23 protein-coding genes are annotated in these 25,644 nt (G+C 43.8%); 10 read left to right on the top strand and 13 right to left on the bottom strand.

From position 1 onward, the window contains the following. Nucleotides 1-6: 6 nt before the first annotated feature. From ACO06Y_RS02825 to ACO06Y_RS02805, 5 genes are read right to left on the bottom strand one after another with little or no spacing between them, the layout of a single operon-like run. Nucleotides 7-249, bottom strand: coding sequence for a phosphopantetheine-binding protein (locus ACO06Y_RS02825; protein ID WP_299529943.1), 243 nt, complete (start codon nucleotides 247-249; stop codon nucleotides 7-9). After that, the gene (locus ACO06Y_RS02820) at nucleotides 242-1,474 is read right to left on the bottom strand and encodes a beta-ketoacyl-[acyl-carrier-protein] synthase family protein (RefSeq protein ID WP_422082309.1); all 1,233 of its coding nucleotides are present in this window, start codon (nucleotides 1,472-1,474) and stop codon (nucleotides 242-244) included. The genes ACO06Y_RS02825 and ACO06Y_RS02820 overlap by 8 nt, the downstream gene beginning before the upstream one ends. A 15-nt stretch (nucleotides 1,475-1,489) precedes the next feature. Then, nucleotides 1,490-2,233: a 3-oxoacyl-ACP reductase FabG gene (fabG, locus tag ACO06Y_RS02815; protein WP_422082308.1), complete on the bottom strand. Its 744-nt coding sequence runs from the start codon at nucleotides 2,231-2,233 to the stop codon at nucleotides 1,490-1,492. 16 nt (nucleotides 2,234-2,249) lie between these two features. Next, complete coding sequence (locus ACO06Y_RS02810; RefSeq protein WP_422082307.1) at nucleotides 2,250-3,398, bottom strand: WG repeat-containing protein; 1,149 nt, start codon at nucleotides 3,396-3,398, stop codon at nucleotides 2,250-2,252. 4 nt (nucleotides 3,399-3,402) lie between these two features. After that, nucleotides 3,403-4,932 carry an HAL/PAL/TAL family ammonia-lyase gene (locus tag ACO06Y_RS02805; RefSeq protein ID WP_422082306.1) on the bottom strand — a complete coding sequence of 510 codons (1,530 nt, stop codon included), beginning with the start codon at nucleotides 4,930-4,932 and terminating at the stop codon, nucleotides 3,403-3,405. 103 nt (nucleotides 4,933-5,035) lie between these two features. Here ACO06Y_RS02805 and ACO06Y_RS02800 point away from each other — a divergent pair, with 103 nt between their 5' ends. After that, on the top strand, nucleotides 5,036-6,286 hold the full coding sequence (locus tag ACO06Y_RS02800) for an NAD(P)/FAD-dependent oxidoreductase (RefSeq protein ID WP_422082305.1): 1,251 nt from the start codon (nucleotides 5,036-5,038) through the stop codon (nucleotides 6,284-6,286). Between the two features lie 9 nt (nucleotides 6,287-6,295). Here the strand turns inward: ACO06Y_RS02800 and ACO06Y_RS02795 are convergent, their stop codons facing one another. Next, nucleotides 6,296-6,901 (bottom strand): hypothetical protein, encoded by a 606-nt coding sequence (locus ACO06Y_RS02795; RefSeq protein ID WP_422082304.1) that lies wholly within the window; start codon nucleotides 6,899-6,901, stop codon nucleotides 6,296-6,298. 419 nt (nucleotides 6,902-7,320) lie between these two features. On the opposite strand from ACO06Y_RS02795, the gene ACO06Y_RS02790 reads away from it, so the two are divergent. From ACO06Y_RS02790 to ACO06Y_RS02750, 9 genes are all read left to right on the top strand, one after another. Next, nucleotides 7,321-8,457, top strand: a complete 1,137-nt coding sequence (locus tag ACO06Y_RS02790; protein WP_422082303.1) for a hypothetical protein — start codon at nucleotides 7,321-7,323, stop codon at nucleotides 8,455-8,457. Between the two features lie 152 nt (nucleotides 8,458-8,609). After that, nucleotides 8,610-8,999 carry a hypothetical protein gene (locus tag ACO06Y_RS02785; protein WP_422082302.1) on the top strand — a complete coding sequence of 130 codons (390 nt, stop codon included), beginning with the start codon at nucleotides 8,610-8,612 and terminating at the stop codon, nucleotides 8,997-8,999. An 18-nt stretch (nucleotides 9,000-9,017) separates the two neighbouring features. Beyond that, nucleotides 9,018-9,878, top strand: a complete 861-nt coding sequence (locus ACO06Y_RS02780; RefSeq protein ID WP_422082301.1) for a DUF5777 family beta-barrel protein — start codon at nucleotides 9,018-9,020, stop codon at nucleotides 9,876-9,878. Nucleotides 9,879-9,950: 72 nt separating this feature from the next. Next, complete coding sequence (locus ACO06Y_RS02775; RefSeq protein ID WP_422082300.1) at nucleotides 9,951-10,934, top strand: 4Fe-4S dicluster domain-containing protein; 984 nt, start codon at nucleotides 9,951-9,953, stop codon at nucleotides 10,932-10,934. Nucleotides 10,935-10,952: 18 nt separating this feature from the next. After that, nucleotides 10,953-12,296, top strand: coding sequence for an NrfD/PsrC family molybdoenzyme membrane anchor subunit (gene nrfD / locus ACO06Y_RS02770; RefSeq protein WP_422082299.1), 1,344 nt, complete (start codon nucleotides 10,953-10,955; stop codon nucleotides 12,294-12,296). Beyond that, a complete protein-coding gene (locus ACO06Y_RS02765) occupies nucleotides 12,293-13,189 on the top strand; it encodes a hypothetical protein (RefSeq protein WP_422082298.1) in 897 nt (298 codons plus the stop codon). Before nrfD ends, ACO06Y_RS02765 begins: the two co-directional genes overlap by 4 nt. Before the next feature lie 75 nt (nucleotides 13,190-13,264). Further along, nucleotides 13,265-13,663 (top strand): c-type cytochrome, encoded by a 399-nt coding sequence (locus ACO06Y_RS02760; RefSeq protein WP_422082297.1) that lies wholly within the window; start codon nucleotides 13,265-13,267, stop codon nucleotides 13,661-13,663. Between the two features lie 102 nt (nucleotides 13,664-13,765). Further along, a complete protein-coding gene (locus tag ACO06Y_RS02755) occupies nucleotides 13,766-14,989 on the top strand; it encodes a glutamyl-tRNA reductase (RefSeq protein WP_422082296.1) in 1,224 nt (407 codons plus the stop codon). A gap of 61 nt (nucleotides 14,990-15,050) precedes the next feature. Then, on the top strand, nucleotides 15,051-15,833 hold the full coding sequence (locus ACO06Y_RS02750; protein ID WP_422082295.1) for a hypothetical protein: 783 nt from the start codon (nucleotides 15,051-15,053) through the stop codon (nucleotides 15,831-15,833). Between the two features lie 86 nt (nucleotides 15,834-15,919). Here ACO06Y_RS02750 and ACO06Y_RS02745 read toward each other — a convergent pair whose 3' ends face one another. The 7 genes from ACO06Y_RS02745 to ACO06Y_RS02715 form a co-directional block, all read right to left on the bottom strand. Next, complete coding sequence (locus tag ACO06Y_RS02745) at nucleotides 15,920-16,177, bottom strand: hypothetical protein (protein ID WP_422082294.1); 258 nt, start codon at nucleotides 16,175-16,177, stop codon at nucleotides 15,920-15,922. Nucleotides 16,178-16,179: 2 nt separating this feature from the next. Continuing rightward, nucleotides 16,180-17,196: an FAD binding domain-containing protein gene (locus ACO06Y_RS02740; protein WP_422082293.1), complete on the bottom strand. Its 1,017-nt coding sequence runs from the start codon at nucleotides 17,194-17,196 to the stop codon at nucleotides 16,180-16,182. Nucleotides 17,197-17,206: 10 nt separating this feature from the next. Next, nucleotides 17,207-19,552: a xanthine dehydrogenase family protein molybdopterin-binding subunit gene (locus ACO06Y_RS02735; RefSeq protein ID WP_422082292.1), complete on the bottom strand. Its 2,346-nt coding sequence runs from the start codon at nucleotides 19,550-19,552 to the stop codon at nucleotides 17,207-17,209. A gap of 1 nt (nucleotide 19,553) precedes the next feature. Beyond that, complete coding sequence (locus tag ACO06Y_RS02730; RefSeq protein ID WP_422082291.1) at nucleotides 19,554-20,189, bottom strand: (2Fe-2S)-binding protein; 636 nt, start codon at nucleotides 20,187-20,189, stop codon at nucleotides 19,554-19,556. 181 nt (nucleotides 20,190-20,370) lie between these two features. Continuing rightward, nucleotides 20,371-23,481 carry a cytochrome c biogenesis protein CcsA gene (gene ccsA, locus ACO06Y_RS02725; RefSeq protein ID WP_422082290.1) on the bottom strand — a complete coding sequence of 1,037 codons (3,111 nt, stop codon included), beginning with the start codon at nucleotides 23,479-23,481 and terminating at the stop codon, nucleotides 20,371-20,373. Nucleotides 23,482-23,715: 234 nt separating this feature from the next. Further along, nucleotides 23,716-24,237 carry a menaquinone-dependent protoporphyrinogen IX dehydrogenase gene (gene hemG / locus ACO06Y_RS02720; protein ID WP_422082289.1) on the bottom strand — a complete coding sequence of 174 codons (522 nt, stop codon included), beginning with the start codon at nucleotides 24,235-24,237 and terminating at the stop codon, nucleotides 23,716-23,718. Between the two features lie 50 nt (nucleotides 24,238-24,287). Further along, nucleotides 24,288-25,577, bottom strand: coding sequence for a serine hydrolase domain-containing protein (locus ACO06Y_RS02715; RefSeq protein ID WP_422082288.1), 1,290 nt, complete (start codon nucleotides 25,575-25,577; stop codon nucleotides 24,288-24,290). Between the last annotated feature and the right edge of the window lie 67 nt (nucleotides 25,578-25,644).

The raw sequence follows: 25,644 nt of genomic DNA, 5'->3' as shown, positions 1-25,644 counted from the left end.
GAATGATCAGTCCAATTTCCGTTCGATGAGGTCGTAGAAATCCTGAAGTGTAATTATATTTATGAAATCCTCCCCGACCAGTTTAACGCCAAAGTTGCTTTCTACCGCCACGACCAAATCTACAAAGTCGAGACTATCCAGTTCCAAGGTCTCTTTAAGATTGGCCTCAGGAGCGATATCCTCTTCCTCTACTTCAAATTCGTCGATAAGGAAGTCATCTATTTTTTCAACAATAACCTCTTTAGTCATTTTTCTCTAGCATTTTTTTAACGATCAATGCGGAATTGGTACCACCAAAGCCGAATGAATTGGACAAAAATACGTCAATTTTTTTATTTAAGGTTTTCTTAACTATGTTTAATTTGGAAGAATCCTCATCGGGTTCTTGCAGATTAATGTTGGGTGCAATAAAAGAATGTTGCATCATAAGCATAGCGTAGACCACCTCACTGGCGCCGGCCATCCAACACTCATGGCCCGTCATGGATTTAGTGGAGCTCACATGGGGATAATCCGTGCCGAAAACTTCAAAGAGTGCTTTGGCCTCGTTGGCGTCGCCTACAGGAGTGGAGGTCGCATGGGCATTTACGTAATCTATGGCTGCGGCATCCATGTCGGCGTCCTTCAGGGCTTTTTTCATGGCAGAGGAAGGTCCCTCCACATTGGGTGTTGAAATATGGCCTCCATTAGAGGAAAAACCATAACCCACAATTTCCCCTAAAATAGGGGCGCCTCGTTTCTTGGCAGATTCATAGCTCTCCAATATAAGTGTGGCCGCCCCACCACTGGGAACCAGGCCATCCCGACTTTTATCGAATGGTCGTGAGGCCTTTTCAGGATTTTCCGTATGAACCGTAAACACCCCGAGTCCGTCAAAGCTGGCCATGGCCAAATGATTGATTTCCTGTGCACCGCCACAGATAACACAGTCCTGAAGCCCGCCCTTGATAAGTTGATACGCCATGCCAATGGAATGTGACCCACTGGCGCAGGCTGCGCTGATGGTAAGGTTTATTCCCCTGAGCTTAAGGATCGTGGAGAGATTCATGGTAACTGTAGAATTCATCGCCTTAAAAATAGCTCCCGAACCTACCAAAGTGGTATCCTTTTTTTCACGGACAATATCTATGGATTCAATTACCGATTTTGCGGTACTGTCATTGCCATAAATGATACCAACCTCGTGGGTCTCCATGAATTCCAAGGGGATATTGGCTGTCCTTAATGCCTCCATAGTGGCCACATAGGCATAGGCCGCTTCCTCGCCCATACTTACACGTTGTCTTCTGGAAAGTTGATTTTTGAGGTCTGGCAATTCTACACGGCCCGTTAAAGGAGATCTATAGCCAAAAGCCTCCCTTTGCTTATCATAAATGATTCCTGACTTCCCTTGGTATAACGAAGTTCTTACCTCCTCCAAGTTCTTGCCTATACAGGAATAAACACCCATACCTGTTATAACCACTCGTTGCATGGCCAAAAAAACAATTTAAGAATAAATACCGCCGTTAATGCTGATTACCTCTCCGGTAATGTAAGATGCCTTTTTGGAAATCAAAAACGAAACCAGATGTGCCACTTCCTCCGCTTCTCCCAGTCGATTGGCCGGAATCATTTTTTTCAATTCCTTTTCATCCATTTGGCTCGTCATATCGGTTTTGATAAATCCTGGCGCTATTGCATTTACAGTAACGTTTCTTTTGGCAACTTCTTGTGCAAGGGCCTTAGTAGCAGAAATAAGTCCTCCCTTTGCGGCGGAGTAATTGACCTGCCCGGAAGTTCCTTTTAGCCCGGAAACGGAAACCATGTTGATGATTCTGCCATATCTATTGACCAAGAGTTTTTGGATCAAATGGTTGGTAACATTAAAAAAACCGTTAAGACTTGTGTTCAGCACATTGGACCAATCCCCGGGTTTCATCCACATGAAGAGCCCATCCTGGGTGATGCCCGCATTGTTCACGATTACTTCGATTAGGGCTTCCTTGTTGTCTTCCTGCCACCTATCCAAGGCCATCTTTACGGCACCAGAATCCACTACATTGAATGGTAGAAGTTCACCGGAACCCCCGACCTCCTTTACTTGGGCCAAAGTCTCCTGGGCGGCTTCACTGTTACTGTTGTAATTGATCAGGATATGGTAATCGGAATCCTTGGCCAATTGGACACAAATGGCACGACCTATTCCCCTGGAACCTCCTGTTATAAGGGCACACTTTTTAGTTTCTCCCATTCACCGTCGGTATAAATTACTTGCCAGTATCAACGAAAAGCTCAGCATTTTGGTACCATTTGTTCCCAAGAAGTTTTCCTTCCTTGTCCAAATAGCCCCATCCCTTTTTGGTCTTTACCCGGGAAAGGCCGTTGATGAAACCCTTATCTTCCCCGCTCTGAAAGAAGGCAAAACCTACCGAGATATCATAATCCATGGGAATTATTAGATTTCCAGACGAATCGATGAACCCCCAATCCTTATCTTTTACGGGTGCCAGACCATCCTTGGAAAAAACTTCGGCATCCCTATATTGAAAATCGATTACCGTCTCACCCTTTTCATTGATATAGCCCCATTTTTTGCTTTGGGCAACGGGGGCCAAACCATTTTTAAAAGCTCGGGCCTTGTCGAACTTGGGCTCTATGACCCATTCCCCTTGATTGTTGACATAGCCCAATTTTTTATTCTTTCGGGCATAGGTCCAATCGGATCCGTCATGGAAATTCCAAATTCTATCCACATCGGGTATAACCTTTAGTTGACCATTTATTACTATTCCGTAGTCATCACCTTTTCTGCCCCAGACTCCGCTTGGATGATTGAATCCCAGCTCTTTGTATTCGACAGGGATGGCAAGTTCCCCTTTTTGGTCTATCATTCCCCAAAGATCCCCATTTCGAACTTTGGCCCTGCCGTGATGGAAATTCTTTATTTCGTCGAACTTTGGTTCCAGAATTAGTTTTCCATCCGTTCCCAATAGACCTATTTTGTCGTCCTTTTTAATCAGTGCCACGCCATCATTAAAATCATAATACTTTTCCGCCGCGGGAACGTTAAGGGGATTGCCCGAACTATCTATATAACCCCACTCATCATTCGTGTAGACCATGGCACGACCCGAATTGAATTTTTTCGCTTTATCATATTTTGGTTCAATGGCCCATTCCCCTGAGGCATTGATGTACCCCCAGTTACCATCTTTCTCGGCCATCGCATAGGGGCCCGAAAAACTTTTGGCCTTTTCAAATTTTGGTTGGATAACGTAAGCACCCGACTTATCTATGTACCCGAATTTACCGTCTTCCCGCACCAAGGCCAGTTCTTGTGCCGGTAAATTTGCTATCCCCAAAAAGATACCCAAAATGAGTGTCAATATGGTTTTCATAACGCTTTTTGTTCTCATAGTTCTAATTGTTTTTATGATTAGTGATAAAATCCTTGACCTGATTAACATAAGGGTACATGACCAAATCTTCCCTGAATGGGGGAACAATGGCCCGAATGGCCTCGTACATTTTCTTTGTCTTTGAGGAAACATTGTCCTGGACCTTTAAATATTCTATGGCTTGTACCACGGTAATTAATTCAATGGCGATAACCTCGAACGCATTTTCAATTACTTTTTTAGTGATCAACGCGGCATTGGTACCCATACTTACAATGTCCTGGTTATCATTATTGTTCGGAATGCTATGCACGTACATGGGATTGGACAGCATTTGGTTTTCCGCCGTAGTGCTGGTTGCCGTAAATTGCACACCTTGCATGCCAAAATTCAAGCCCAGCTTCCCGAGATTCACAAATGGGGGAAGTATGTCGTTTAGTTTTGAGTTCATTAAATAATTGAGCTGCCGCTCCGCCAACATGCTCATTTTGGTAACCACTATTTTCAATTTGTCCATTTCCAGGGAAACATAGTCCCCATGAAAATTCCCTCCATGATACACGTGCTTTTTTTCTACGTTCACTATGGGGTTATCGTTTGCTGAATTTACTTCCTCCATCAAGATACGCTCCACATCGTTGAGGGTATCCAGGACCGGACCCAATATTTGGGGGACACAACGCAGGGAATAATATTCCTGTACCTTTTCCTCGAATACGGTAATCCCGTTGTTCTCCGTGTATAAATGATGTTCGCGTTTTCTTGTAAGCGTGCTATCCTTCAAATGGCTTCGCATGGCACGGGCAATTTCGCGTTGGCCCTGATGTTTTTTGGTCTCATTCAAATCATGGGACAAGTGATCGTCATAGGCTTGTACTATTTCGTTTATAGCAGAGGAGCAGGCAATCATCCATTCCAATAATCTGCGGGTATAAATGGTATTCACCACTCCGATACCGGTCATAACGGAGGTGCCGTTGATCAGGGCCAGACCCTCTCGGATTTCTACCGATATGGGTCGTAGTCCTTCAATTTCAAAGACTTCTTGGGTAGGCTTTAATTCACCCTTATAGAATACTTTCCCTTCTCCGATCAATATCAGTGCCAAGTGTGCCAATTGTACCAAATCACCGCTCGCCCCCACACCGCCATGTTCATATATTAAGGGAACAATATCCTTATTGATCAGTGAGGTCATTAACTCTATCACGGAAGTATGCACTCCCGAATTGCCCAAGCTCAGCGTGTTAAGCCTTGCCAACATGGCCGCCTTTACATATTTGGTAGGAATCGGGTTTCCGGTTCCGGAGGCATGGCTTCGGATAAGGTTGTATTGTAATTGGGTCCGTTCGGAATCCTTTATTTTGTACTGGGCCATTGGGCCAAACCCCGTATTTACACCATAAATGATTTTATTTTTTGAAAATTCCTTAAGAAAATCGAAGCTTTTTTGAACCGTGGCGAGAACCGTTTGGTCTATGCTAATTGGCTCCCCATTAAAGATTACGTTATAAAATTCCTCTATTCCTAACTTTCCCTTAATTTTCGGCATCTATGGTCGGATCAGACTTTGTTAATGGTTATATACTAAATAAAAATAGTTAATTTGGTTTGCAAATTTATAATAATTAGCGAATCTATATTTTATTCGGGCTATGAAGAAGAAAATGGTAGATGTATTGATTATAGGAGCAGGGCCATCAGGGAGTGTGGCCGCCTCCTACCTTTACGATAAGGGGTTTACCATTAAAGTGATCGAAAAGAACGAATTCCCAAGATTTGTAATCGGGGAAAGTCTATTGCCCCGATGTATGGATCATTTTAAGGAAACAAATCTTTTTGATTGTCTTGATGCCCATGGATTTGAAATTAAGTCGGGAGCTCGCTTTATGAAAGGGGCGGAAGTGTGCAATTTTGACTTCAGTAAAAAGCATACTCCAGGGTGGGATTGGACATGGCAGGTACCCCGTGCGGATTTTGATAAGGCCTTGACCGATACCCTGCAGGAAAGAGGGGTCGATATCTGTTTTCGGCAAGAGGTCGTAAAAGTAGATTTCCAGGAGACCGGATCTACCGCTACCATTAGGGATATAGAAGGCAGACTCACTTACGTAAATGCGAAATTTGTTATTGATGCCAGTGGTTTTGGTAGGGTATTGCCCAGATTGTTGGATCTGGACAGGCCCTCGGAGATACCCAAGCATTCCTCGATATTCACCCATGTAAAGGACGTAAGAAGGCCAGAAGGAAGGGAAGGGACTTTAATAACTTTTGACGTAGTGAGTACCGAAACCTGGTTGTGGGTCATTCCTTTTTCCAACGGATATACCAGTATCGGTTACGTAGGGCCAACGGAGTATATAAATTCATTTGAGGGGGATAATACGCAAAAGCTAATGGAAATGATGAAACTTTCGGATTATTATTATGATCGTTTCAAGGATTTGCACTATGCGTTTGAGCCAAGGGTCATACAGAATTTCTCCAAGTCAGTTAAACAATTGTATGGCGAAGGCTATGTCCTTACCGGGAACAGTGCGGAGTTTCTTGATCCCGTTTTTTCGTCCGGAGTTACGTTTGCCACTGAATCGGCCTTATTGGCGGCCAAACTTATTTCGAGGCAACTGAAAGGTCAGGATGTCGACTGGGAAACGGATTATTCAGACTATATCCGAAAGGGTGTCGCCGTATTTACTACCTATGTAAAGGAATGGTATGAGGGTAGCCTGCAAAAGATTTTCTTTCATAAACCAGAAAATCCAGAGATCAAAAAACAAATTTGTGCCGTCCTTGCCGGATATGTCTGGGATCAGAGCAACCCTTTTGTAAAAAATCACCATAGGTTGGTAAAGGCGGTAGCCCATATCACCGACCTCGAAAAGGAAATGGGTATGTCCGAAAAATAGTTTTGGGATTTAGAAGGCCTTCTTCCTAATAAGTTTTGCAAAGGATTTCCCCGTCTTTGCATAGCCTTCACCAATACGGTCCTCATTGTTAAAACTGCTTCCCCATTGATCACCAGGGGCGTGCTTGCTGTTTACCTCGGCCAGGATACGACCTTTGTTCGCCGTCTCCACAAAGCGAAGGATTGTGGAAACCTTGGCGGGCTGTTTCATTATGCCGGCGTCCCATCCGGGGTATACCCATACCGTATCCACAATAAGCGTATACTCGGCATCGGTAAGGTTTTGGTCAAAATAGATACCATGGTCCTTGTGAAAATACCGGTTCATCAATTCCAAAAATTTTGGCGCGTAAATAAGCTCTCGGCTTGCATACCAACTTTTTTCCCATGATTTGCCCTTGCCCCTGGTGTCTTCCTCCAATTTGGCAGCGTGGTTTTTTACATACTCATTGTTGGTGAGATTGTCTTTAAGGAGTCTCATATTATCGTATATGAACTCCACGTTAATTTCAGTTTGTCCTTTAAGGAATTCGAAGTCGCCCTCGATAATTTTCATTTTTTGGGCAGAAAGAACGGTAACGAATAGCGAGATAAAAAATGGTAGGTACTTTTTCATGATTATGGATTGGGTTGTTTATTTATCCCTATCTAAACTCAAAAACGACCGGTAAATTGTGTAGTCACATGAAGAAACCCTATAGGTAGCCGACCACACTCTGGTCAGTGGCCTGGGATTCCGTACACCATTGTGGTAGCTTCTTGGCCTTGATAGTTCAATATAGAGGTTTGTTAAGTTCCGAATTGTCCATTTTTTGTTCGTGCCGAAAGCATTACTTCCCAAATTGCAGTTTTTTTATTTTTTTGAGCAATATCCATGATTTATTGAGATATTCTCTATATATGCTATTTATATTGATTATATATTAATCGATAGGCCCATTTACTGATAAATATCATTTTTTGTAGTGTTTTCCTCCCATATTTTTACCGCAATTTGAATTATAGATTCTTTTTAACTGCTAAATATTCGATCGTATGAAAAATTCTAAACTAATAGGCTTCTTGGTATTGGTCATATCAAGTTTACTATTTATTCAATGTACCAGTGACCCAATTCCTGGACCGCCAGGGGCCGATGGAATTGATGGAGTTGATGGAGTGGACGGTCAGGACGGAATTGACGGAACCGCCTCCTGTATAAGCTGCCACTCCAATGCTGTCAGGGATGTGGTTGAAAGTTCCTTTGCTTTATCTGCACATGGATCTGGAGGTTTAGGGTTTACCTGGACGCGGCCCGATTGTGCTGCCTGCCATTCTACAAATGGCCATTTGGATTTCGTGGACTTTGGTGAAGTAGACCCCGGAAACCTGTCTAGTAACTCTCCGATTACCTGTGCCACCTGCCATGACAAACACGATACGTTCGACTTTGAAAATGACGGGGCCGATTTTGCCTTGAGGAGCATTGATCCGGTTGACTTGGTACTCGACCCCAATACGAGTATAGATTTTGGTGGTACTAGTAACAACTGTACCATTTGCCACCAACCCAGGAACAGTTACGTAATCCCAGCTGAGGATGGTACGGGAACCTATTTAGTGGCAACCACTCGTTTTGGACCCCACCATGGCCCACAGTCCACTATGCTAGAAGGTATCATGGGCGCCAATATAGCGGGATCTGTTGGCTATCCAGGTGTCGCTTCCGCAACACATAGGACAGGTGCTTCCTGTGTTAGTTGCCATATGGGGGAATCTACCGATATCAATGAAGGCCTGCACTCCTGGAACGTAACGGAAGCCTCTTGTGTGGCATGCCATACCAATGGTATTCCCGCAGAACTGGCAGGATTTACCGAAGACATGGCCATCTTGAAGCAACTTTTGGGTGAAGTTGTTGGCGAAGAATATGAACGGGATACAGAGGGTGATCCAGTTTTGGATGCAAATGGCAATCCTATAGGTACAGGGGTACCCGTTGTAGGTCTAATAGTAGACGATTTTCCAGATCCAGGTGAAACAGACCGATCTAGAGAGGGTATTTTCACTACCGCGGAAGCCCAGGCGGCCTGGAACTACATGACCTTGTTGGAGGATCAGAGTAACGGAACACACAATCCCGCTTATTCCAGGGCATTGCTGACCAATTCCATTGAGGCGTTGCAGAACTGACTTTGGATCCTTTCCCAAGTTCGGGGCGGATCCATCCGGTTCAGCCGAATAGTATGGATAGGTAATTCCGGTTTCATAGCTGTTGATAAGTCCAAAGGATTACCAAGGAGCTTTGAAATTGGAGCAAGTGATGATCTAATAATACAAACAAAATGAAAAAACGATTACAGATAATCTTGCTGGGCAGTATAGGCTTATTGTTCTCTTCCTGTTACTATGACCAATTGGTGGAGGAAGAAGTTCCCGATATTCCTATAGATGAACCCATTTCATTTCGAGATGATATACAGCCCTTGTTCACGGGTAGTGATCGGGATTGCACAACATGCCATAATGGAAACGTCGCCAACCCGGATTTAACGGAAGGAAATGCGTACGACGCCATTGTTCCTGAATATGTAGTTGTCGGAGATGGTGAAAACAGCCAGTTTTTTAGGGAGTTGCCGGGCAATGACCACCCTGTTGAAGCAGGGTTTATACTTACTGTCGATGAAATTGCCTTAATAAAAGGATGGATTGATCGTGGTGCCGAGAATAACTAAATAGTAAGACATCAAAATATGAAAAACACGATAGGAATATATTTTACATTAGCATTATTGTTTCCCTTCCTACTCCTTTCACAAAAAAGAGAGAAGGATTCCGTAGTGGATAAACCTGAACGTCCTGCCTTTGAAAGTTCCTTCATCATCGACAACCCGAATAATGTGCTCTTTTCAAAGAATACGTTGGAGGTTCAGATGTCCCATAGGTTTGGGTTGATAAACGAGGGGACCAATGATATGCTTGGGTTTTGGGGGCCTTCCAACATCCGTATGGGAGTGGCCTATTCCATACATGATAGATTGACCCTTGGATTTGGAACAACCAAATTTAATCGTCTACAGGATTTTAACTGGAAGGTCGGTATCCTAAATCAAACACGGTCCGGTAGGATTCCTGTGAGCGTTTCGTATTATGGCAATTTTACTATTGACGCAAGGAGAAAGGAAAATTTTAGCCTAGATCAACATAGGTACTCCTATTTTAACCAATTGATCATTGCCCGTAGGTTCAGCCCTAAGCTTTCCATGCAATTGGCTCCCAGTATCTCACATTTTAACCTAGTGGAAAACAGGATGCGGAACGATGTGATAGGAATAGCTTTTGGAGGACGCTATAAAATAAGTGATCAAACTTCCATTATGTGGGATTACAGTCAGCCCTTTACCCACCATTTAAATGGGGAACGATTGGATATTGATCCAGAGCCTGGAATCAGTTTGGGATTTGAGTTCGCTACATCCGCACATGCCTTCCAACTGTTTATCACCAATATGAACGGTATTGTGCCGCAACAGAACTATATGAAGAATACAAACGATTTTTTTAGAGGTCAGATTCTGTTCGGATTCAATATTACAAGGAATTATAACTTTTAAACCTTTCCCCTAAAAGGGGGCAGGATAAATTAAAAGGAAAACTAATGGAGGTTTGAGCAACGATGGTCGATTATGGAAAAAGAAAAAACAACAAAAGCCAGTACGGATAGGCGTAGATTTCTGAAAATGGGGCTACTGTCCGGAGCCACCACTGTGGCAGGAGCTACTTTGCTGGCCAATTTGGCTTCCGAAGAGGAGCTGAAGGCATCAGGAGAAAAGATCAAGGTGCTCACCCCGGACGGCAAAATGGTAGAGGTAGATGCGGAAAGCATAAACAACTACCCCGAGGCGCTTATTACACCGGCCGAATCAAGAAAGGGAATTCCTGATCGTAAATTCGTTATGGTAATCGACTTGGCCAAATGCAAAAACGCCAGAAATTGTGTCGAAAGCTGTCAAAAGGCCCATAACTTGGATTACCATGAAGAGTTTATGAAGATTCAGCTAATTCAGGACCATGAGGAAGCGGAACCCTATTGGTTTCCAAAACCTTGTTACCATTGCGATGAACCACCCTGCGTAACGGTATGCCCCACCGGGGCTACCTTTAAACGGGACGATGGGATTGTTTTGATAGACAATGACCGATGCATAGGGTGTAAGTTTTGTATAACAAGTTGTCCCTATTCCGCTCGCCAGTTTAACTGGAGCCATAAACCAAAATTTGATGATACAAGCCAACCTTATTCTCCCGAGACCAGTGTCCCTGGAACGGAAGGTACGGTAATGAAATGCGATTTTTGTCCCGATATGCTCCGGCAGGGCAAATTACCCTATTGTGCATCGTCCTGTCCCATGGGTGTGATTTATTTTGGGGATAAAAATGAGGATATGGTCACCAACGGAGAGGAAACCGTACGATTTTCGGAGTTAATAAATGATAGGGGAGGGTATAGACATTTGGAGCATTTGGGTACAAAACCCAATGTGTATTACCTGCCTGCTGTAAATAGACAATTTCCATTGGAGCGAGGCTTTGATGTTGATGAGGAGATTATTGAACGATATAAGGACGTTCCTTTTGTTCAAGACCTAAAGGACCAAGGTAAAATTTAATGTAAACAACGTTCTAAGATGGATGTAGATAGCAGAAAAAGAGAATTGGTCAAAGAGTTTTCACCGATGCTTTTGAAGTCGACCAAATGGTTCAAAATATGGGTCGGTATTTTGGTCGGGTTTATCGTATGGGGATTGGCCGCTTTTGTCATACAGGTCGTAAAAGGTCATGAAGTTACCGGTATGCGGGACAATGTGGTCTGGGGCATTTATATTATCAATTTTATCTTCTTTGTCTGTTTAAGTTATTCAGGGGCCTTTATTTCGGGTATTTTACATTTTTTTAAAACACCTTGGAAGAACTCGGTATCCAGAATGGTCGAAATCATTACCGTTGTGTCCCTGATTATAGGCCCGATATTTATTTTGCTCTGTATCGGTAGATTGGACAGGTTGCATTATTTGTTCCTCTATCCCCGTATTCAATCTCCCATAACATGGGATATTATAGCCATAATTACAGACCTGATCGGCTGTTTTATTTACTTATATCTGACCTTTATTCCGGACTTTGCCATACTTCGGGACAATAGTGGAGATGCGCCTAAATGGAGAAGGAAGCTGTATACGTTCCTGGCCATTGGATACCGGGACACGACTACCCAACGTAATAGACTCCATAAAATAACACGTATCATGTCCGCCATGATCATTGCCTTGGCCATTGTGGCGTATACCGTTTTGGCCTGGATATTTAGTTTGACCCTACAACCGGGATGGAACAGTACCATCTTTGCTCCGTATTTCATTGTTGCAGGTCTCTATTCCGGAGTAGGGGTCATAATTATAGCGATGTATCTTGTTCGCAAATATTTTAAATTGGACCACTACATACGAAAAGTTCATTTTATTGGTGCAGGCGTAATCCTACTGGTCATTTCACTATTGTTCGGTTATTTTACCTTTAGTGAGTATTTCTCCAGATGGTTTAGCCATAAGACACATGACGCGGATTTATTGGATACATTATTTAATCAATATTTCTGGGAATTTATTTTTGCGAATTACATTGGGGTCTTGGTACCCATAGTAATCCTGTTCTTTAAAAGGTTCAGGACTATAAAATCCATCACTTTTGCCGCGGTCATTGCCGTTTTAGGGCTATGGTTGAATCGGTATTTAATAGTTGTGCCAACTTTGGAAACGCCTTATTTGCCCATTCAGGATACCCGTCCGGAATTCATACATTACTCGGCCACTTGGATCGAGTGGGCATTGAGCTTTGCCGGAGTGGCCGCCTTTGTATTGTTCTTTCTCCTTTTGATGAGATTGGTGCCTATCATTCCCATGTCCGGTATCATAGATTATGAAAGGGAAGGAAAAGGAGGAACCAGTGGTGTAACCCAATATCAGTTGAAATGAGAATCAGGTTTTTTAAATATTCATTGTCCATAGTGCTTTTGCTATTCCTTGCCCCGAATACGTTTGGGCAAGAACAGGATTTAAGCAACTATAGGATGCGCTATAATCTTAGAACGATTAAACAACATGATAATTCTAGAACTCTCGAAGTACGTTTTATCGCGGCGAATAAAAAGGACAGAAAGGATAGGGTTCCCGTATATGGTGCCCAAATAGAATTCTTCAATTTTTTGGAAGATGAGGTAATATCATTGGGCGTATCAGAGACTTCCAAAGAAGGTATTGCCCAAATTACCCTTCCGGAAAATCAACCTTATGTAAAGGATGTCGAAGGGAGAATAAATTTTAGGGCAGTTTTTGAAGGCACGGAAGACCTGGACGGTGAGGAGGATGAAATAAGTATAAAGGATATCGACTTGGACTTAGGTTTAATCGAAAAGGATAGTGTAAGAACCGTCCAGATAAAAGCACATACACTGGATAGCCTGGGCGTAGAAATTCCAGTAGAAGAGGCCGATATTATCATTTCTGTGGAAGGCATGCTTTCCAAAATGATTATCGACGAAGGTACCCTTGAAGCGGGAGCATATGATTTTAAGATGCCCATAGGTTTGCCCGGGAATGCAAATGGCGATATAACAGTGTATGCCATCATAGAGGACCACGACGAGTACGGGGATGTAGTCCAAAGGAAAACGGAAAGTTGGGGTGTTTTAAATGACCGTCACCATGAGGATGAAAACACCTTATGGTCCGAGGTGGCGCCAATTTGGATGTATGTGGTATTGACCATTTTATTGGTGGGAATTTGGGCAAATTTCATTTATACGGGCATACACTTGTTCAAAATCAAAAAAGAAGGAAAAGAATTGGAATTAAAGACCGAGAATTAATGAACGGATTTTCAAAATATAACCAAACCGGCATTATTTTTGAAAATCAGAAACTGAAAAATAAATAGTCAAAACATGAAAACAGTTAGAATCTTAGTCATTATCGCAATCGTATCATTTGCTTTTTACTCTTTTACCGATGAGGTACAGGAAGAATGGGTGGTTCCGGAGGAGTATGAGAAAATGAAAAATCCCACTGACCCAACGGTCGATTTGGCAATCGGTAAATCCTTATACAACAAGCATTGTAAGTCTTGCCATGGCAAGGAAGGTTATGGCGATGGACCCAAGGCGGACGAGGTAGAAGGGGATTTGGGTGATTTTTCATCCGAGGAATTCCATGCCCAAAGTGATGGGGCCATATTCTACAAGAGCTATATAGGCAGGGACGACATGCCCAATTATGAAAAGAAGATTCCGGATGAAGAGGACATGTGGTTGGTGGTCAACTATATGCGCACAATGAAGGAATAATAAATGATCTCGTCCCTTGGTTAAAACGTTTTAGGGAAAAGGATGAATTGAGGGCCCAAAACTATCGAAGGCCTCTAAGTTTTAAGATCAATTGCATTCAGTATGGAAAAATCACTTCGCTATATAAGCATTTCGCACAAGACGGCTTCGGTTGCTCAACGGGAGGTCTTCCATATTCCGAAGGAGGAAAAAGAGGACTTGGTGGCGCATATCCGTGGTACCTTTCCCGACATTTCGGGATTGTTGCTCCTGGTTACTTGCAACCGAACGGAACTATACTTTGAATCCACAACCACTCCAGCCGTGGCAGTACGGAACTACCTAATCCGTCTAAAATCCTCGAGCGCAGATGTAAAAGCTTCACAATTATTTAGGGGTAGTGATGCCACGGAAAAAACGGTCCGGCACCTTTTGGAGGTTTCCTCGGGACTCGCTTCATCGGTAATCGGAGATGTTGAGATTGTGCATCAAATAAAGAAAGCCTATCATTTTTCCATGCAGCTCAACCTTCAGGGGTCGCTATTGGAAAGGGCTATGCAGACCGTATTTAAAAGCCACAAGCGTATTAGTAATGAAACCCTTTTTAGGGACGGGACCACTTCAATGGCCTATAAGGCCCTGAAAGTTATAAACCATACCTATGATAAAACTTCGGCAAAGGAGAAAAAAATAGTGTTTATAGGAGCAGGGGATATTGTAATGCAACTGTTCAAGTATAATTCCAAATTCAACTTCAAAAACATTTACATCAGTAATCGTACGGAAGAAAAGGCAAATGCCTTGGCAAAAAGGCACGGAGCCAAGGTGCTGGAATGGAGCAGGGTGTTACGTAACGATTTTCGGGATTTTGACGTGATTATTGGCGCGGCCAGTAATTGTGCCCACCTTGTTAAAAGCATACCTGAAGCGGGAATAGATCCGGTGCTCCTGATAGATTTGGCAGTACCATGCAACATTGACAAGGATCTGTCCCGTAAAGAAAATGTTTTCCTCTATGATTTGGATACCATTTCCATGGACTTGGAGGATACCAAGGAAAAAAGAATGGCCGCCATCGGCAAGGTAGGCGATATTATCGCAGAGGAGCTTGGGGTCTATACCAGATGGCTTCAAAGAGCTCCGTTGAGGTCATTTTTGGCTGAGTATAAGATTCTCGTTAATCAGAAGGTAATGGACTATTTTGAAACGGATTCAGGGAAATATGATCCTGGCACGGTCAAAATGGTTACGGATAGGGTTATACGGAGGGTAAAAAAACGCACAGACCCTTCAATGTCCATGGAGGAAATGGACGCGGTCATTGCCGAACAGGTCTCATTTTTATAAAAATATTCAGTTGCCAACTAGGGTTGTAATCAGTACCCAGGCTTTCTAAAAAAGTAAAACGATGACTTTAAGATTTCGATACATACCATTGATAATAGGTGCCATGGTCATCATGACTGCTTGTAATAACGGCCCAAAGGTTATTGAACCCACCAAAACAGGGAGCTCCCAGGATTCCTCCACTCCACTCCAAAGTAATGGAGATGAATCATCGGAAACCAAACTGCATTCCGTGGTTATAAACGAGATACTTCCAACCAAAAGATATGTATATCTTAAAGTAAAGGAAGGGCAAGAGGAATTTTGGATTGCCACAGGGAAAATGGATGTTAAAAGAGGCGGCACTTACTTTTATAGGGGTGGATTGCTAAAAACCGATTTTGAAAGCGAGGAGCACGATAGGGTATTCGAAAGGATTTACCTGGTCTCAAATTTAGTTTCTAAGGAGGATCACACTGCCCTGGCAAAAACCAAACCCAAGAATAATTCGGTCATGGATAAAGGGATAATGCAAAAAGAAAATATCCCCACCCATACCGAAAAGGAGGTTCAACATATGGGATCTATTAAAATAGCCGAATTGATAAAAGATCCTAAAAAGTATGAAGGACATTCTGTGGAAATAAGTGGTACCTGTGTAAAGGCAAACCCGAGTATATTGGGCCGCAATTGGTTGCACTTGCAAGATGGAAGCCAGAATGACTATGATTTAGTCGTTACTTCCAATACCTTGGTTCCTGAAGGTTCGGACATTACGGTTCGGGCCGTAGTAGCCCTAAACAGGGATTTTGGTGCAGGGTATACCTATGAACTTATCTTGGAGAATGGAACCTTGGTAGAGTAAATCCTATAGGGTATAGTGGAATAGACTTATTTGTGACTCCAATCCCCGGATAATTCCAAGTATATAGCCAAAATCTTGGTATTTGTTCATACCAAAGGGGGCTCCCTATCCATATCATCGTCCACACCTTCGGGAACAAAACAACTTCGTCCCTCCAAACAGTGCAAGGGGGATACCAAACCATTATCCGGTCCTGTGGCCCCAGCAGAAGTAATGCACCAACAAATGGTATTGGCATCATCCAATAAGAGCCAGGGATTTTCCCCTCCTTCCATCATGCCATACGGATTTCTGGCCCTAAGGAATTTGCAGATGTTTTTTTTGTTCGGATTATCATTTGCCATACCTAGGAGATTTCTAAAATAGTCTGCTTAATAGTGGATATAAATAGAGGTACCTTATAATCGTTTTTAGAAAGCGGGCGCGCTTTCGCCATCGCGGCTTTAGCCGCAGCCATGGCATTTTCACTATTTATGGCCTTGTTTTCAATAGCCTGCTGGGCTTCAACGGAACGATAAGGCACCGGAGCTGCGGCCCCAAGGACGATACTCGCCGATTTACAGGTATTTCCCGAAACTTCCATGACCACCGCCACATCCGCTAGGGACCAATCATAGGATTCCCGTGCTACCTGTTTAATATATGAACTTTTGGTATTTTTTGAAGGTGGAGGGAGAACGATTTCCGTGATGATTTCCTTGGCTTGAAGAATATTCTCCATAGCTATATCCTCTCCTGCGGAAACAAAGAAATCGTCCATTGGAACAGTTTTCTGTTTCCCTTCGGCATTTGCAATGACCACACTGGCATTAAAGGCCATAAGGGCGGTAGCTATCGAGGAAGCATGGACACTTACGCAAGAACCATTATCGAGTATGGCGTGATTTTCATTTTCGCCCGTTTGGGAATGGCGCGCAAAACACCGGTCACCGCCCTTTCGGAAGCAATCGTGGTCTGCGGAACGAAAATACCAGCAACGGTTACGCTGCGCAATATTGCCTCCCAAAGTGGAAACATTACGGAGCTGGGGAGTGGCTGCATGGTTTACCGCTTGGTGGAGTGCCAAATATTGGCTTTTGATTTCCGGATTTGACGCGATTTCCGCCAAAGTAACATTGCACCCGATCCGTAACCCTTTTTTACGGTCAGAAGTGATTTTGTCAAGGCCGGGAATGTTCCGGATGTTGACTATCTTTTGTGGTTTGAGCAAACCTTCCTTTACCCAGTCGAACACATCAATGCCGCCCGATTTAAAAACTGCTGCTTTTTGGGTAGGTTCATATAGCTCATTGGATAGGGTAGAATTGACTTGCTCAAGGGCATCCTCAACGGATTTTGCTTCGTACCAACTAAATCTATTCATGGTTTCGTATTTAAGAGACTTTACTTAATGCTTTAAGAATGCTGGACGGAGTAATGGGTATTTCATAAAGCCTTACTCCAATGGCGTTGTAAACGGCGTTGGCTATCGCTGCGGCCGTGGCAATATTGGCCGGCTCCCCAATACCGTATGCATCGGTAGAGGAACGCCCGGAATATTCTTCTACAATTACCGTTTTGATCTCTGGGATTTCCATAGAAAATGGTACTTTGTACTGATCTACATTGGCATTCATCATATGGCCGGTGCCATTGTCCATCACCCTATTTTCATAGAGTGCGTAAGATACTCCCTGGATGACCCCTCCATTGATCTGACTTTCCAATTGTCCTATATTTAGAGGTCTGCCGCAACTGTGCGCTGCCACTATGCGGTCCACTTTTACAAATCCCGTATCGGTATTGACACTTACCTCGGCAAATTGCACCGATCCCAAGTCGCCATAGGCGAGACCCCAAGGTTGTTGAAAGCCACCGTAATCGTCCGATCGGCTGGCTATCTTACTAATTTGGCTGGTTCGCATTAATTTGGTCGCTTCCTTAAAGGACATTTTAAGGCTCGTGTCCGTTTTATGGCCCACCTGACCATCGGCCATAAACAACTCCGAGGAATCTGTTTTCCATTCTTTGGCAACCAGCTTTAACAGGGCCATTTTTGCTTCAAAGGTAGCGTTTCGGGTAGGTGGGGTAATGGAACCCGTGACCACACTTCCGCCTGAACCGGGTCCGACAGGGAAAAACGTATCCCCAATATTAACTTTGATATCTTTTACTTGTAAACCTAATTCCTCGGCTACTACCTGGGCAAGAATAGTCTTCGTTCCCGTTCCTATATCCTGGACACTGGATCGTATCTCAACGCCTCCACCTTTATGGATCTTAATTTCTACGGAGGAATCCAGCGATACGAATCGGGGCCAAGTAGATTGGCCTACACCGAGTCCTTTTTTTACCACACCCGTACTACTTCCAGCAGGTTGGCGTCGGGACCATCCGAAAAGTTCCGCTCCCCGTTGGCGCTCTACCTTTCTTACTTCACTTTTATCAATATGGTCTCTATACTTTAGGGGGTCTATATTCAGTTTTTCCGCCATTTCATCAATGGCCTGTTCCAGTCCAAAAGCACCTTGTACATTGCCGGGCGCACGCCACGCCGCCCCGGGACCTGCATTGGTCAATACATCATATTGTTCCGTTGCAAAATTGGGACAGGGATAAAGGATTTGGGCAATACGCCCCACTCCGGCACCGAGCCCTACTCCTGCCGTTCCATGGGAACGTTGTTGGATACCGGTCAAGGTTCCATCTTTCTTGGCCCCTATTTTTAAGTATTGAATTGAATTGGGACGATTTCCCTCGGCCAGATGCTCTTCCTGTCTATCCAACATCAGCCAAACGGGCCTACCTGTCTTTTTGGCCAAATTTGCGGCCATAGGCCCGAAGCTTCCGGCACTGTGTTTGGCACCAAACCCGCCACCCATGAATTCGCAAATGACCCGAACCTTACTTTTTGGCAAATTAAAAACGCTGGCCATTTCATTCCGGACCGCCGCTGTGTTCTGTGTGGAGGCATACACGGTCATAACATCGGCATTCCAATCCACTACAACGCCATGGGTTTCCAAAGGCATATGCGTATGGACCTGGGTACGATACGTTCTTTCCACAATTACATCCGCTTCATTGAAACCTTCCTCCAGATCACCCCTGGGCCCACCAAAGAAACTACTGGTGGATGGCCCCCTAACATTACCTTCCCCCTTGCTTCCATCATGCGTTTCGCCTACGTCCCCACCATCTTGTTTTTGGGTAATGGGCGCATCAAATACGATAGGCGCATTAATTTCCATAGCAGCTTCAAGATCTATGACAAAAGGTTTTGTCTCATAATTGACCTTAATCAGGGAAATAGCCTCTTTGGCAATTTCCAAGCTCTCGGCGGCGACACCGGCCAAAGGTTGCCCTACATATTTTACCATGGGGTATTTATCGGTGCTATTTCCTTCCCCTTCCTTTGGAGCATTCTCTATAAGATGAATAGCATGTACCCCCGGAAGGCTTTTTGCTTTGGAGACATCTATTGATGAAATGGTGGCATGAGGCACATTTGAACGCAACATCTTGGCATAGAGCATACCTGGCATTTTAATGTCCGAGGTATAAATGGCCTTGCCTGTCACTTTTTCAAGGGCATCGATTCTCGTGACCCTTTTTCCTATCACCTTTAGTTTATCGTTTACAGGCCATACCGGTGGCTCTTCTACGGGGATTTCCCGTTCTACTTCGCCTAAATTATGCCCTGGAATACCATATGGGAATTTTTCTTTTCTAGTATCCATCTTAATTCGTTTTTTTTGCTGCGGCCAAGGTGGCCTTAAAGACATGGGGATAGGTGCCACAACGACAAAGGTTGCCCCGTGTCGCATCTTTTACATCTTCCAAAGTGGGATTGGGGTTGTTGTCCACGAGGTGTACGCAAGACATCACCATCCCAGGGGTACAATACCCGCATTGGGAAGCGTCATGCTCTATGAAAGCTTCCTGTACCGGATGCAATTCGCCATTTTTTGCGATACCTTCAATGGTCGTAACTTCCTTGTCACCGACATCCAAGGCGGACATCATACAGGAATTCACAGGTTTACCATCCAAATAAACCGTACATGCCGAACAGGAGCCACGGTCGCAGACGACCTTGGTTCCCGTAAGTTCCAAATGGTCCCGTAGGGCAGAGGCCAATGTTGTCCTTGGTTCCACACTAAGTGATTTTGTTATGCCGTTGACCTTCATTTTTATGGTCGTGGCATCGGATCCAAATTCCTTACCGGTAGCAAGCGATTCCTTGTATTCAAGTGCAAAGGCGTTCGAAGTCAATAATACGCTACTTGCCGTGGACAGTCCGGCGCCCCGTATAAAACTTCGCCTACTTATGGTTTTTGCCGGTTTGGATTCCCGTTCTTGGTCTTTATTTTCCATACAACTAGGATTGGGTTTGTTTATATATCTCTTTAAAAATGGGCACCTTAAATTACAATATTATTCCCTAAGAAACCAACAGATAATCAAAATTTAACGCAAAGAATACAGGTCGGGAAAATAATCTCTAAAACCATCCGCTTCATATGCCAAGGACTGTTGATTTTGTGAAGGCAATATCCTAATAAGCCATGGGGTATTTTCTGTTCTTATAATAGGCCAGGCCACTAAGCACCGCAATCGAAATGACTACGATATAAATCCAATTGGGGATGGGAACGGGATCTCCGGAGGCATAGGAATGCAATCCTGAGAGATAGTAATTTACCCCATAATAGGTCATAATCACGGATGCCAAACCAAAAATACTGGCCAGATTATAGGCAAACAGACCAGTAAACTTTGGGATGAGCCTCATATGTAGGATAAAGGCGTAGACCAGTATGGTAACCAGGGCCCAGGTTTCCTTGGCATCCCAGCCCCAATACCTCCCCCAAGATTCATTGGCCCATACACCGCCCAAATAGGTGCCTATACTCAACATAAAGAGCCCTCCTATTAAAGTAAGCTCGCTGATGTAAGACATTTCACGTACAATTCTTTTTACTTTGGCCCTGTTGGAGTCTCTTATAAAAGCAATCAATGCCAGATTGATCAGCCCAATGATGGCACCCAGCATTAAAAAGCCATAACTACCTGCGATCAACGAAACGTGTATGGTAAGCCAATACGACTTTAGGACAGGAACCAAGGGGGTTATTTCCGGATCCAGGAAACTTAAGGTAGCTACAAAAAGGACGATCGCCGCCAATACCGTAGTTGCCGCCAACCCGCCCAAAGACCTTCGGGTAAAGATCAATCCGGCCAAGGTAGCCGTCCATGCAATGTAGATCATGGATTCGTAACCATTGCTCCATGGAGCCCTTTCGGACACATACCAACGTAGGCCAAGTCCCATGGTATGAATCACAAAACCAAGAACTATCAATACAAGGAGCACGTTGCGGATCCTATTCATTTTTAGATTCGGTTTAAAGACAGATAGGAACAATAGGCCCAAAAGAACCATCCCCAGTAAGATATAAAATAGGGCCAGACGGGTAAAGACCTTAGATTCGTTGAGCAGTATTTCGGCTTTGATCCTAGGTTCCGATGGAATGAGCCCATCACCGTGTTCTTGCTGATAGGATTGGAGTTTGTCCAAAACTAAATTGGCATCCGTATAATCCTGGGAAGTAATGGCTTCCTTTAATATACGGTCATAGGAGCTGAACAAATCCACGGCACTGTCCGTAGCGCCATGTACATCATTGGTTCCATGGATATGGGCCGTAATGGGAAGCCATGTATTATTGGAATCATTGGGGTTGGGAACCAGTTTAAGTAAACGTCCCGAAAAGGCCATCCTTAATATATTCACCCGCTCATCCAATTTTAAAAGCTCCTTTTCATAAACGCCCCTATCTATGGCTTCCAGGGCGTAGGCCTTGCGAACTTCGTCCTGCAAACTGTAGGTTCCATTTGCAGTAAAGAAATCGGAATAGGCCGCATAATACCCCTCGACGCCTAATCTATTTTTCAGGTCCTCATGTTTGCCCAATTTAATGATAGGGGCATTCTGCCAAACTTCCTTATTGGCATATAGGCTTAAAAGGAGTTGGTCGGCCGTAAGTCCGAACAGGCTTTCCCTTCTGGCCACTTTTCGCATAACCTCCCTGGATAAGGTATGGGCCGGTTTCATTCTTCCTTTGAAGTCCTGTACCGCCAGGGTACTGAATTTTTCGGCATGATCCAATTCCACGGCTTCCAAGACATAATCATGTTGAGGTTCCTGGGTATGGACCATACCTGTTGTTAAAAGGACAAAAAGAGTAAGCGCCAACTTCTTCGCCCTCAATTTTTTAATTTTTTGGGAAACCTGATGGAACCTTGTTTTTTTGCTGAAAAAGGTCAATACCATGCCCAAGGTCAAGAGGGCATAGCCAATGTAGGAAACCAAAGTACCCCAAAAATCCCGGTTTACACTTAGATAGGTGCCTTTTTCGTCGGGGTCAAAAGAAGATTGAAAGAAGCGATAACCTCCATAATTGAGAATGTTGTTCATATGGATTCTATAATCCAGGGTCGTGTTTTTTTGCTCGTCTATTAAGGTTACCTCACTGGCATAGGAGGAAGCACTATTGGTGCCCGGGTATTTATCCATGATAAAGTCGTTCAAACGTATGGAAAAAGGTATTGTCATTTCTTTTGCCCCGTAGGAAGCGGATATCTCAAAGTTGTCAAAATTCAATACTTGTGGTCTTCCTGGAACTCCTTTTCTTCCGTATAATCGGGTCTGCTTGGTCTCGCCGTTAATGGACACCTCCATTTCCAATGCAGCGATACTTTCATTTTTGACCTTGCGATCCTTGGACTCTATTTCCAATAATCCGTTCTTCTTAAAATCGGAAAAAACAAAATTGTTGAATCCGTCCGAATACAAGGCGTCCAATAGCAAGGGATGGTAGCCATTTGGAAGAAGGGTATCCCTTTTATGCGTGGTCATCTCCGTTTGGGTGAGGGTCATGATCGGTTTGATCATCAAGGAGTCATTGTGGTATCGGATGTTTATGGCATTGGGTAACGGGCTGTCCTTAAAACTGAATAACATGTTCCCTATACGTTGCGCCTGGTCTTCAGTAATAAAGTGATTTTGCCGACCGTTAAGGCCGCTTGCTACCATACGCAATGTGGGTCTCCCATCCTTACCTTCACGGAGCACCTGCGTTGGATTGGGTACAAATTTGGTGACCTTAACCTCCATAAGATCATTACCAAGTAGATAGGACTCTTTCCAATCGTTACTTCCAAGGGATGCGAACAGGACAGGTCCATCAAAATCAAATGTTTGGCCGTCCTTGACCACTTGGAACTTTAGAAAGCTATCGGAAGAGAGAAAACTATTTGAAGCGTTGTTTTCCCGAATATGCATAACTCCTTCGTATCCGAGGTATCGTGTCAATGCGGCACCAATGAAAATTACGATGATGGCTATATGAAAAAGGAGCAATGGCCATTTCTTCTGGGACACCATTCTAAAAGTCTTGATGTTCACCAGTACGGATATACTGAACAATAAGAGCAAAAATTCGAACCACCCGGCTTGGTAGACCATCTTTTGGGCGGCACTTGTTCCGTAATCATTTTCAATAAAGGTTGCAATGCCGATGGATGCGGCGAATACCAATAAATAAACCGCTGCGGCCCTAGTGTTAAAAAGAGGGGCTAAATACCTCCAGATTCCTGTCTTCATAAGCGTCTCAACTAAGTGGTAAGCTAGAGAAAAGAAGCTTGAATTAAAATGATAAATGTCATGGATATTTTGTGGAAATACAGGAGCTTGGGTGTTGTTCCAATGTGATGGGGTAGGGGTAAAAAAAGAAGTCATAGTATTTGACCTAGACTGAAACCGACCCCAAGGATTAAGGTACAAAACGTTTTTACGGATAATACCTGGCGACACAATTTCGCCTAATCGGGGATGTCCCTAAAAAGTATTTAACCGTTCCCCGAACTCTCTTACCTTTTCCCAATCCGTATATTCAATTTCGGTATGTGGATTGGTCGGCCCTTTGGTCATCCACATAATGAATTGGATCATGATCCTATCAAAAAAAGGATACTTTTTATAGTCCAGTTTACCGGCAAATACTTCCGTCAAGGTGGGTCTCCAATTTATGGTCTTAAAGAACTTTATCACATACGGATTTGTATCGGCCGTGTTCTTTTCAGGCTTTCTGGCCACAAGATTTACGGAAAAGAACGCTGTTTTTAAGGCGTCAAGCTGTTCTTTTTTGGTATTGATGAAGTCGATGATCTTTTTGTTATGCACCCCGTATCGAATGCTCGCTCCAATAATAATTTTATCATATGGGACGGTATCTCCATCAAAATCATCAATGGCTATTAGATTCACTGTATTTTGTTGCTGCAATTGATCCCTAAGTCTGTTGCAAATTTTTAGGGTTTGTCCATCTACCGATGCATATAGTAATAAGATTTTGGCCATCGTGTTAAATTCAGATTGAAGTATTTAGATTCAGCCTTTTGCAATAAAGATCAATCATCGACTGCCGCAAAGACCATCTGACGAAATTTCCAGCCGGTTTGGTCGTCCACAGGCCCTCTGGTCTGCTTCATCAATATTCCAATGATGTTTTCCTGGGGATCGGCAAAATATTGGGTATTGAAATATCCACCCCAATCAAAAGTCCCAACACTTCCCTCACCACCATGGTCCTGTCCTTTTGGGGTAACTACACCAAAGGCAAGTCCGTAGTGTTTTATGTCATCTCCCCATAGGTCTCCGGTTTGGTTCCCCATGATGCTTCTTACCGTAGTTCTACTTAAAATACGTTGTCCATTAAGCTCACCACGGTTCAGATACATCTGTAAGAAGGAGGCGTAGTCCTTTGCGGTACTTGACAGCCCTGCCCCTCCCGAAAAAAAACGCCGAGCTCCCTTTTTGGGGTAATCCGGGTCATAAAAAGTCACGGGATATTTTTCCCATTCGCTGCCTTTTTTTTGTTGTACGGTGACCAACCGATTTTCCTTTTCCTTGGGAAGGTAAAACCAGGTATCGTCCATTCCCAGTGGGTCAAAAAGTCGCTCTCGAAGAAATTCATCGAACGGCATTCCAGAAATAACTTCAATAAAATGGCCGAGCACGTCTAGACCTTCACTATATACATAGGCATCACCTGGGTTATGATGTAGGGGTAGTTTCGCCAGTTTTTTTACGCTTTCCCCAATAGATATATTCTCGGTGGTAAAGAGATCCGTAATACCGGCCTTGGCATATATTTTTTGAAATCGTTCATCGCCATCGATTACGCCGTAACCCAACCCTGACGTATGTGTTAGAAGGTGTCGTATGGTAATTTGATTTTCGGCTGGTTTCGTGGTGTAGCTGGAGTCGTTTGCGTTAAAGGTGTCCAAGATTTCGGCCTTTCCAAAATCCGGGATGTACTTTGAAATAGGGTCGTCCAGTCGAAATTTTCCTTCCTCCCATAACATCATTACCGCGGTAGAGGTTATGGCCTTGGTTTGCGAGGCAATTCTAAAAATGGTGTTCTTCTCCATAGCCTTTCCCGATGCATTATCCGCCTTGCCATAGGCTTTGTGGAATACAATTTTCCCGTTTCTGGCGATCAGGGCCACTGCACCTGGGATATTGTTTTTCCCAACCGCTTGCCCCAGCATCAGATCTATTCGCTCCAAGCGCTCGGAGGATATACCTTCATCGCTTGGGGAAGCCTCCGAGAGTGGGGAAGAGGATTGTATGGACTGGGTCTGTGCCCCTAAGATCATCGAAATTAAAACGAACAAAAGCGCAATTCGGTTTTTCATTATTTCTGATTTTGATTTACAATATATTCATAATGCCCCATTTTTGACATATCTCCCTAAAAATAGA

It is taken from the genome of Ulvibacterium sp. (assembly GCF_965228935.1).
Taxonomy (GTDB): Bacteria; Bacteroidota; Bacteroidia; order Flavobacteriales; family Flavobacteriaceae; genus Ulvibacterium.
The sequence above is the reverse complement of the archived record's forward strand: the minus strand, read 5'-3'. Positions and strand labels throughout refer to the sequence as shown.

Coding starts and splice junctions, on each gene's coding strand:
- ACO06Y_RS02825 (WP_299529943.1), bottom strand. CDS start 249: ATGACTAAAGAGGTTATTGTTGAAAAAATAGATGACTTCCTTATCGAC.
- ACO06Y_RS02760 (WP_422082297.1), top strand. CDS start 13,265: ATGAAAACAGTTAGAATCTTAGTCATTATCGCAATCGTATCATTTGCT.
- ACO06Y_RS02735 (WP_422082292.1), bottom strand. CDS start 19,552: ATGGATACTAGAAAAGAAAAATTCCCATATGGTATTCCAGGGCATAAT.
- fabG (WP_422082308.1), bottom strand. CDS start 2,233: ATGGGAGAAACTAAAAAGTGTGCCCTTATAACAGGAGGTTCCAGGGGA.
- ACO06Y_RS02755 (WP_422082296.1), top strand. CDS start 13,766: ATGGAAAAATCACTTCGCTATATAAGCATTTCGCACAAGACGGCTTCG.
- ACO06Y_RS02750 (WP_422082295.1), top strand. CDS start 15,051: ATGACTTTAAGATTTCGATACATACCATTGATAATAGGTGCCATGGTC.
- ACO06Y_RS02810 (WP_422082307.1), bottom strand. CDS start 3,398: ATGAGAACAAAAAGCGTTATGAAAACCATATTGACACTCATTTTGGGT.
- ACO06Y_RS02765 (WP_422082298.1), top strand. CDS start 12,293: ATGAGAATCAGGTTTTTTAAATATTCATTGTCCATAGTGCTTTTGCTA.
- ACO06Y_RS02800 (WP_422082305.1), top strand. CDS start 5,036: ATGAAGAAGAAAATGGTAGATGTATTGATTATAGGAGCAGGGCCATCA.
- ACO06Y_RS02820 (WP_422082309.1), bottom strand. CDS start 1,474: ATGCAACGAGTGGTTATAACAGGTATGGGTGTTTATTCCTGTATAGGC.
- ACO06Y_RS02730 (WP_422082291.1), bottom strand. CDS start 20,189: ATGGAAAATAAAGACCAAGAACGGGAATCCAAACCGGCAAAAACCATA.
- ACO06Y_RS02805 (WP_422082306.1), bottom strand. CDS start 4,932: ATGCCGAAAATTAAGGGAAAGTTAGGAATAGAGGAATTTTATAACGTA.
- ACO06Y_RS02785 (WP_422082302.1), top strand. CDS start 8,610: ATGAAAAAACGATTACAGATAATCTTGCTGGGCAGTATAGGCTTATTG.
- ACO06Y_RS02775 (WP_422082300.1), top strand. CDS start 9,951: ATGGAAAAAGAAAAAACAACAAAAGCCAGTACGGATAGGCGTAGATTT.
- ccsA (WP_422082290.1), bottom strand. CDS start 23,481: ATGAAGACAGGAATCTGGAGGTATTTAGCCCCTCTTTTTAACACTAGG.
- ACO06Y_RS02795 (WP_422082304.1), bottom strand. CDS start 6,901: ATGAAAAAGTACCTACCATTTTTTATCTCGCTATTCGTTACCGTTCTT.
- ACO06Y_RS02790 (WP_422082303.1), top strand. CDS start 7,321: ATGAAAAATTCTAAACTAATAGGCTTCTTGGTATTGGTCATATCAAGT.
- ACO06Y_RS02780 (WP_422082301.1), top strand. CDS start 9,018: ATGAAAAACACGATAGGAATATATTTTACATTAGCATTATTGTTTCCC.
- hemG (WP_422082289.1), bottom strand. CDS start 24,237: ATGGCCAAAATCTTATTACTATATGCATCGGTAGATGGACAAACCCTA.
- nrfD (WP_422082299.1), top strand. CDS start 10,953: ATGGATGTAGATAGCAGAAAAAGAGAATTGGTCAAAGAGTTTTCACCG.
- ACO06Y_RS02715 (WP_422082288.1), bottom strand. CDS start 25,577: ATGAAAAACCGAATTGCGCTTTTGTTCGTTTTAATTTCGATGATCTTA.
- ACO06Y_RS02745 (WP_422082294.1), bottom strand. CDS start 16,177: ATGGCAAATGATAATCCGAACAAAAAAAACATCTGCAAATTCCTTAGG.
- ACO06Y_RS02740 (WP_422082293.1), bottom strand. CDS start 17,196: ATGAATAGATTTAGTTGGTACGAAGCAAAATCCGTTGAGGATGCCCTT.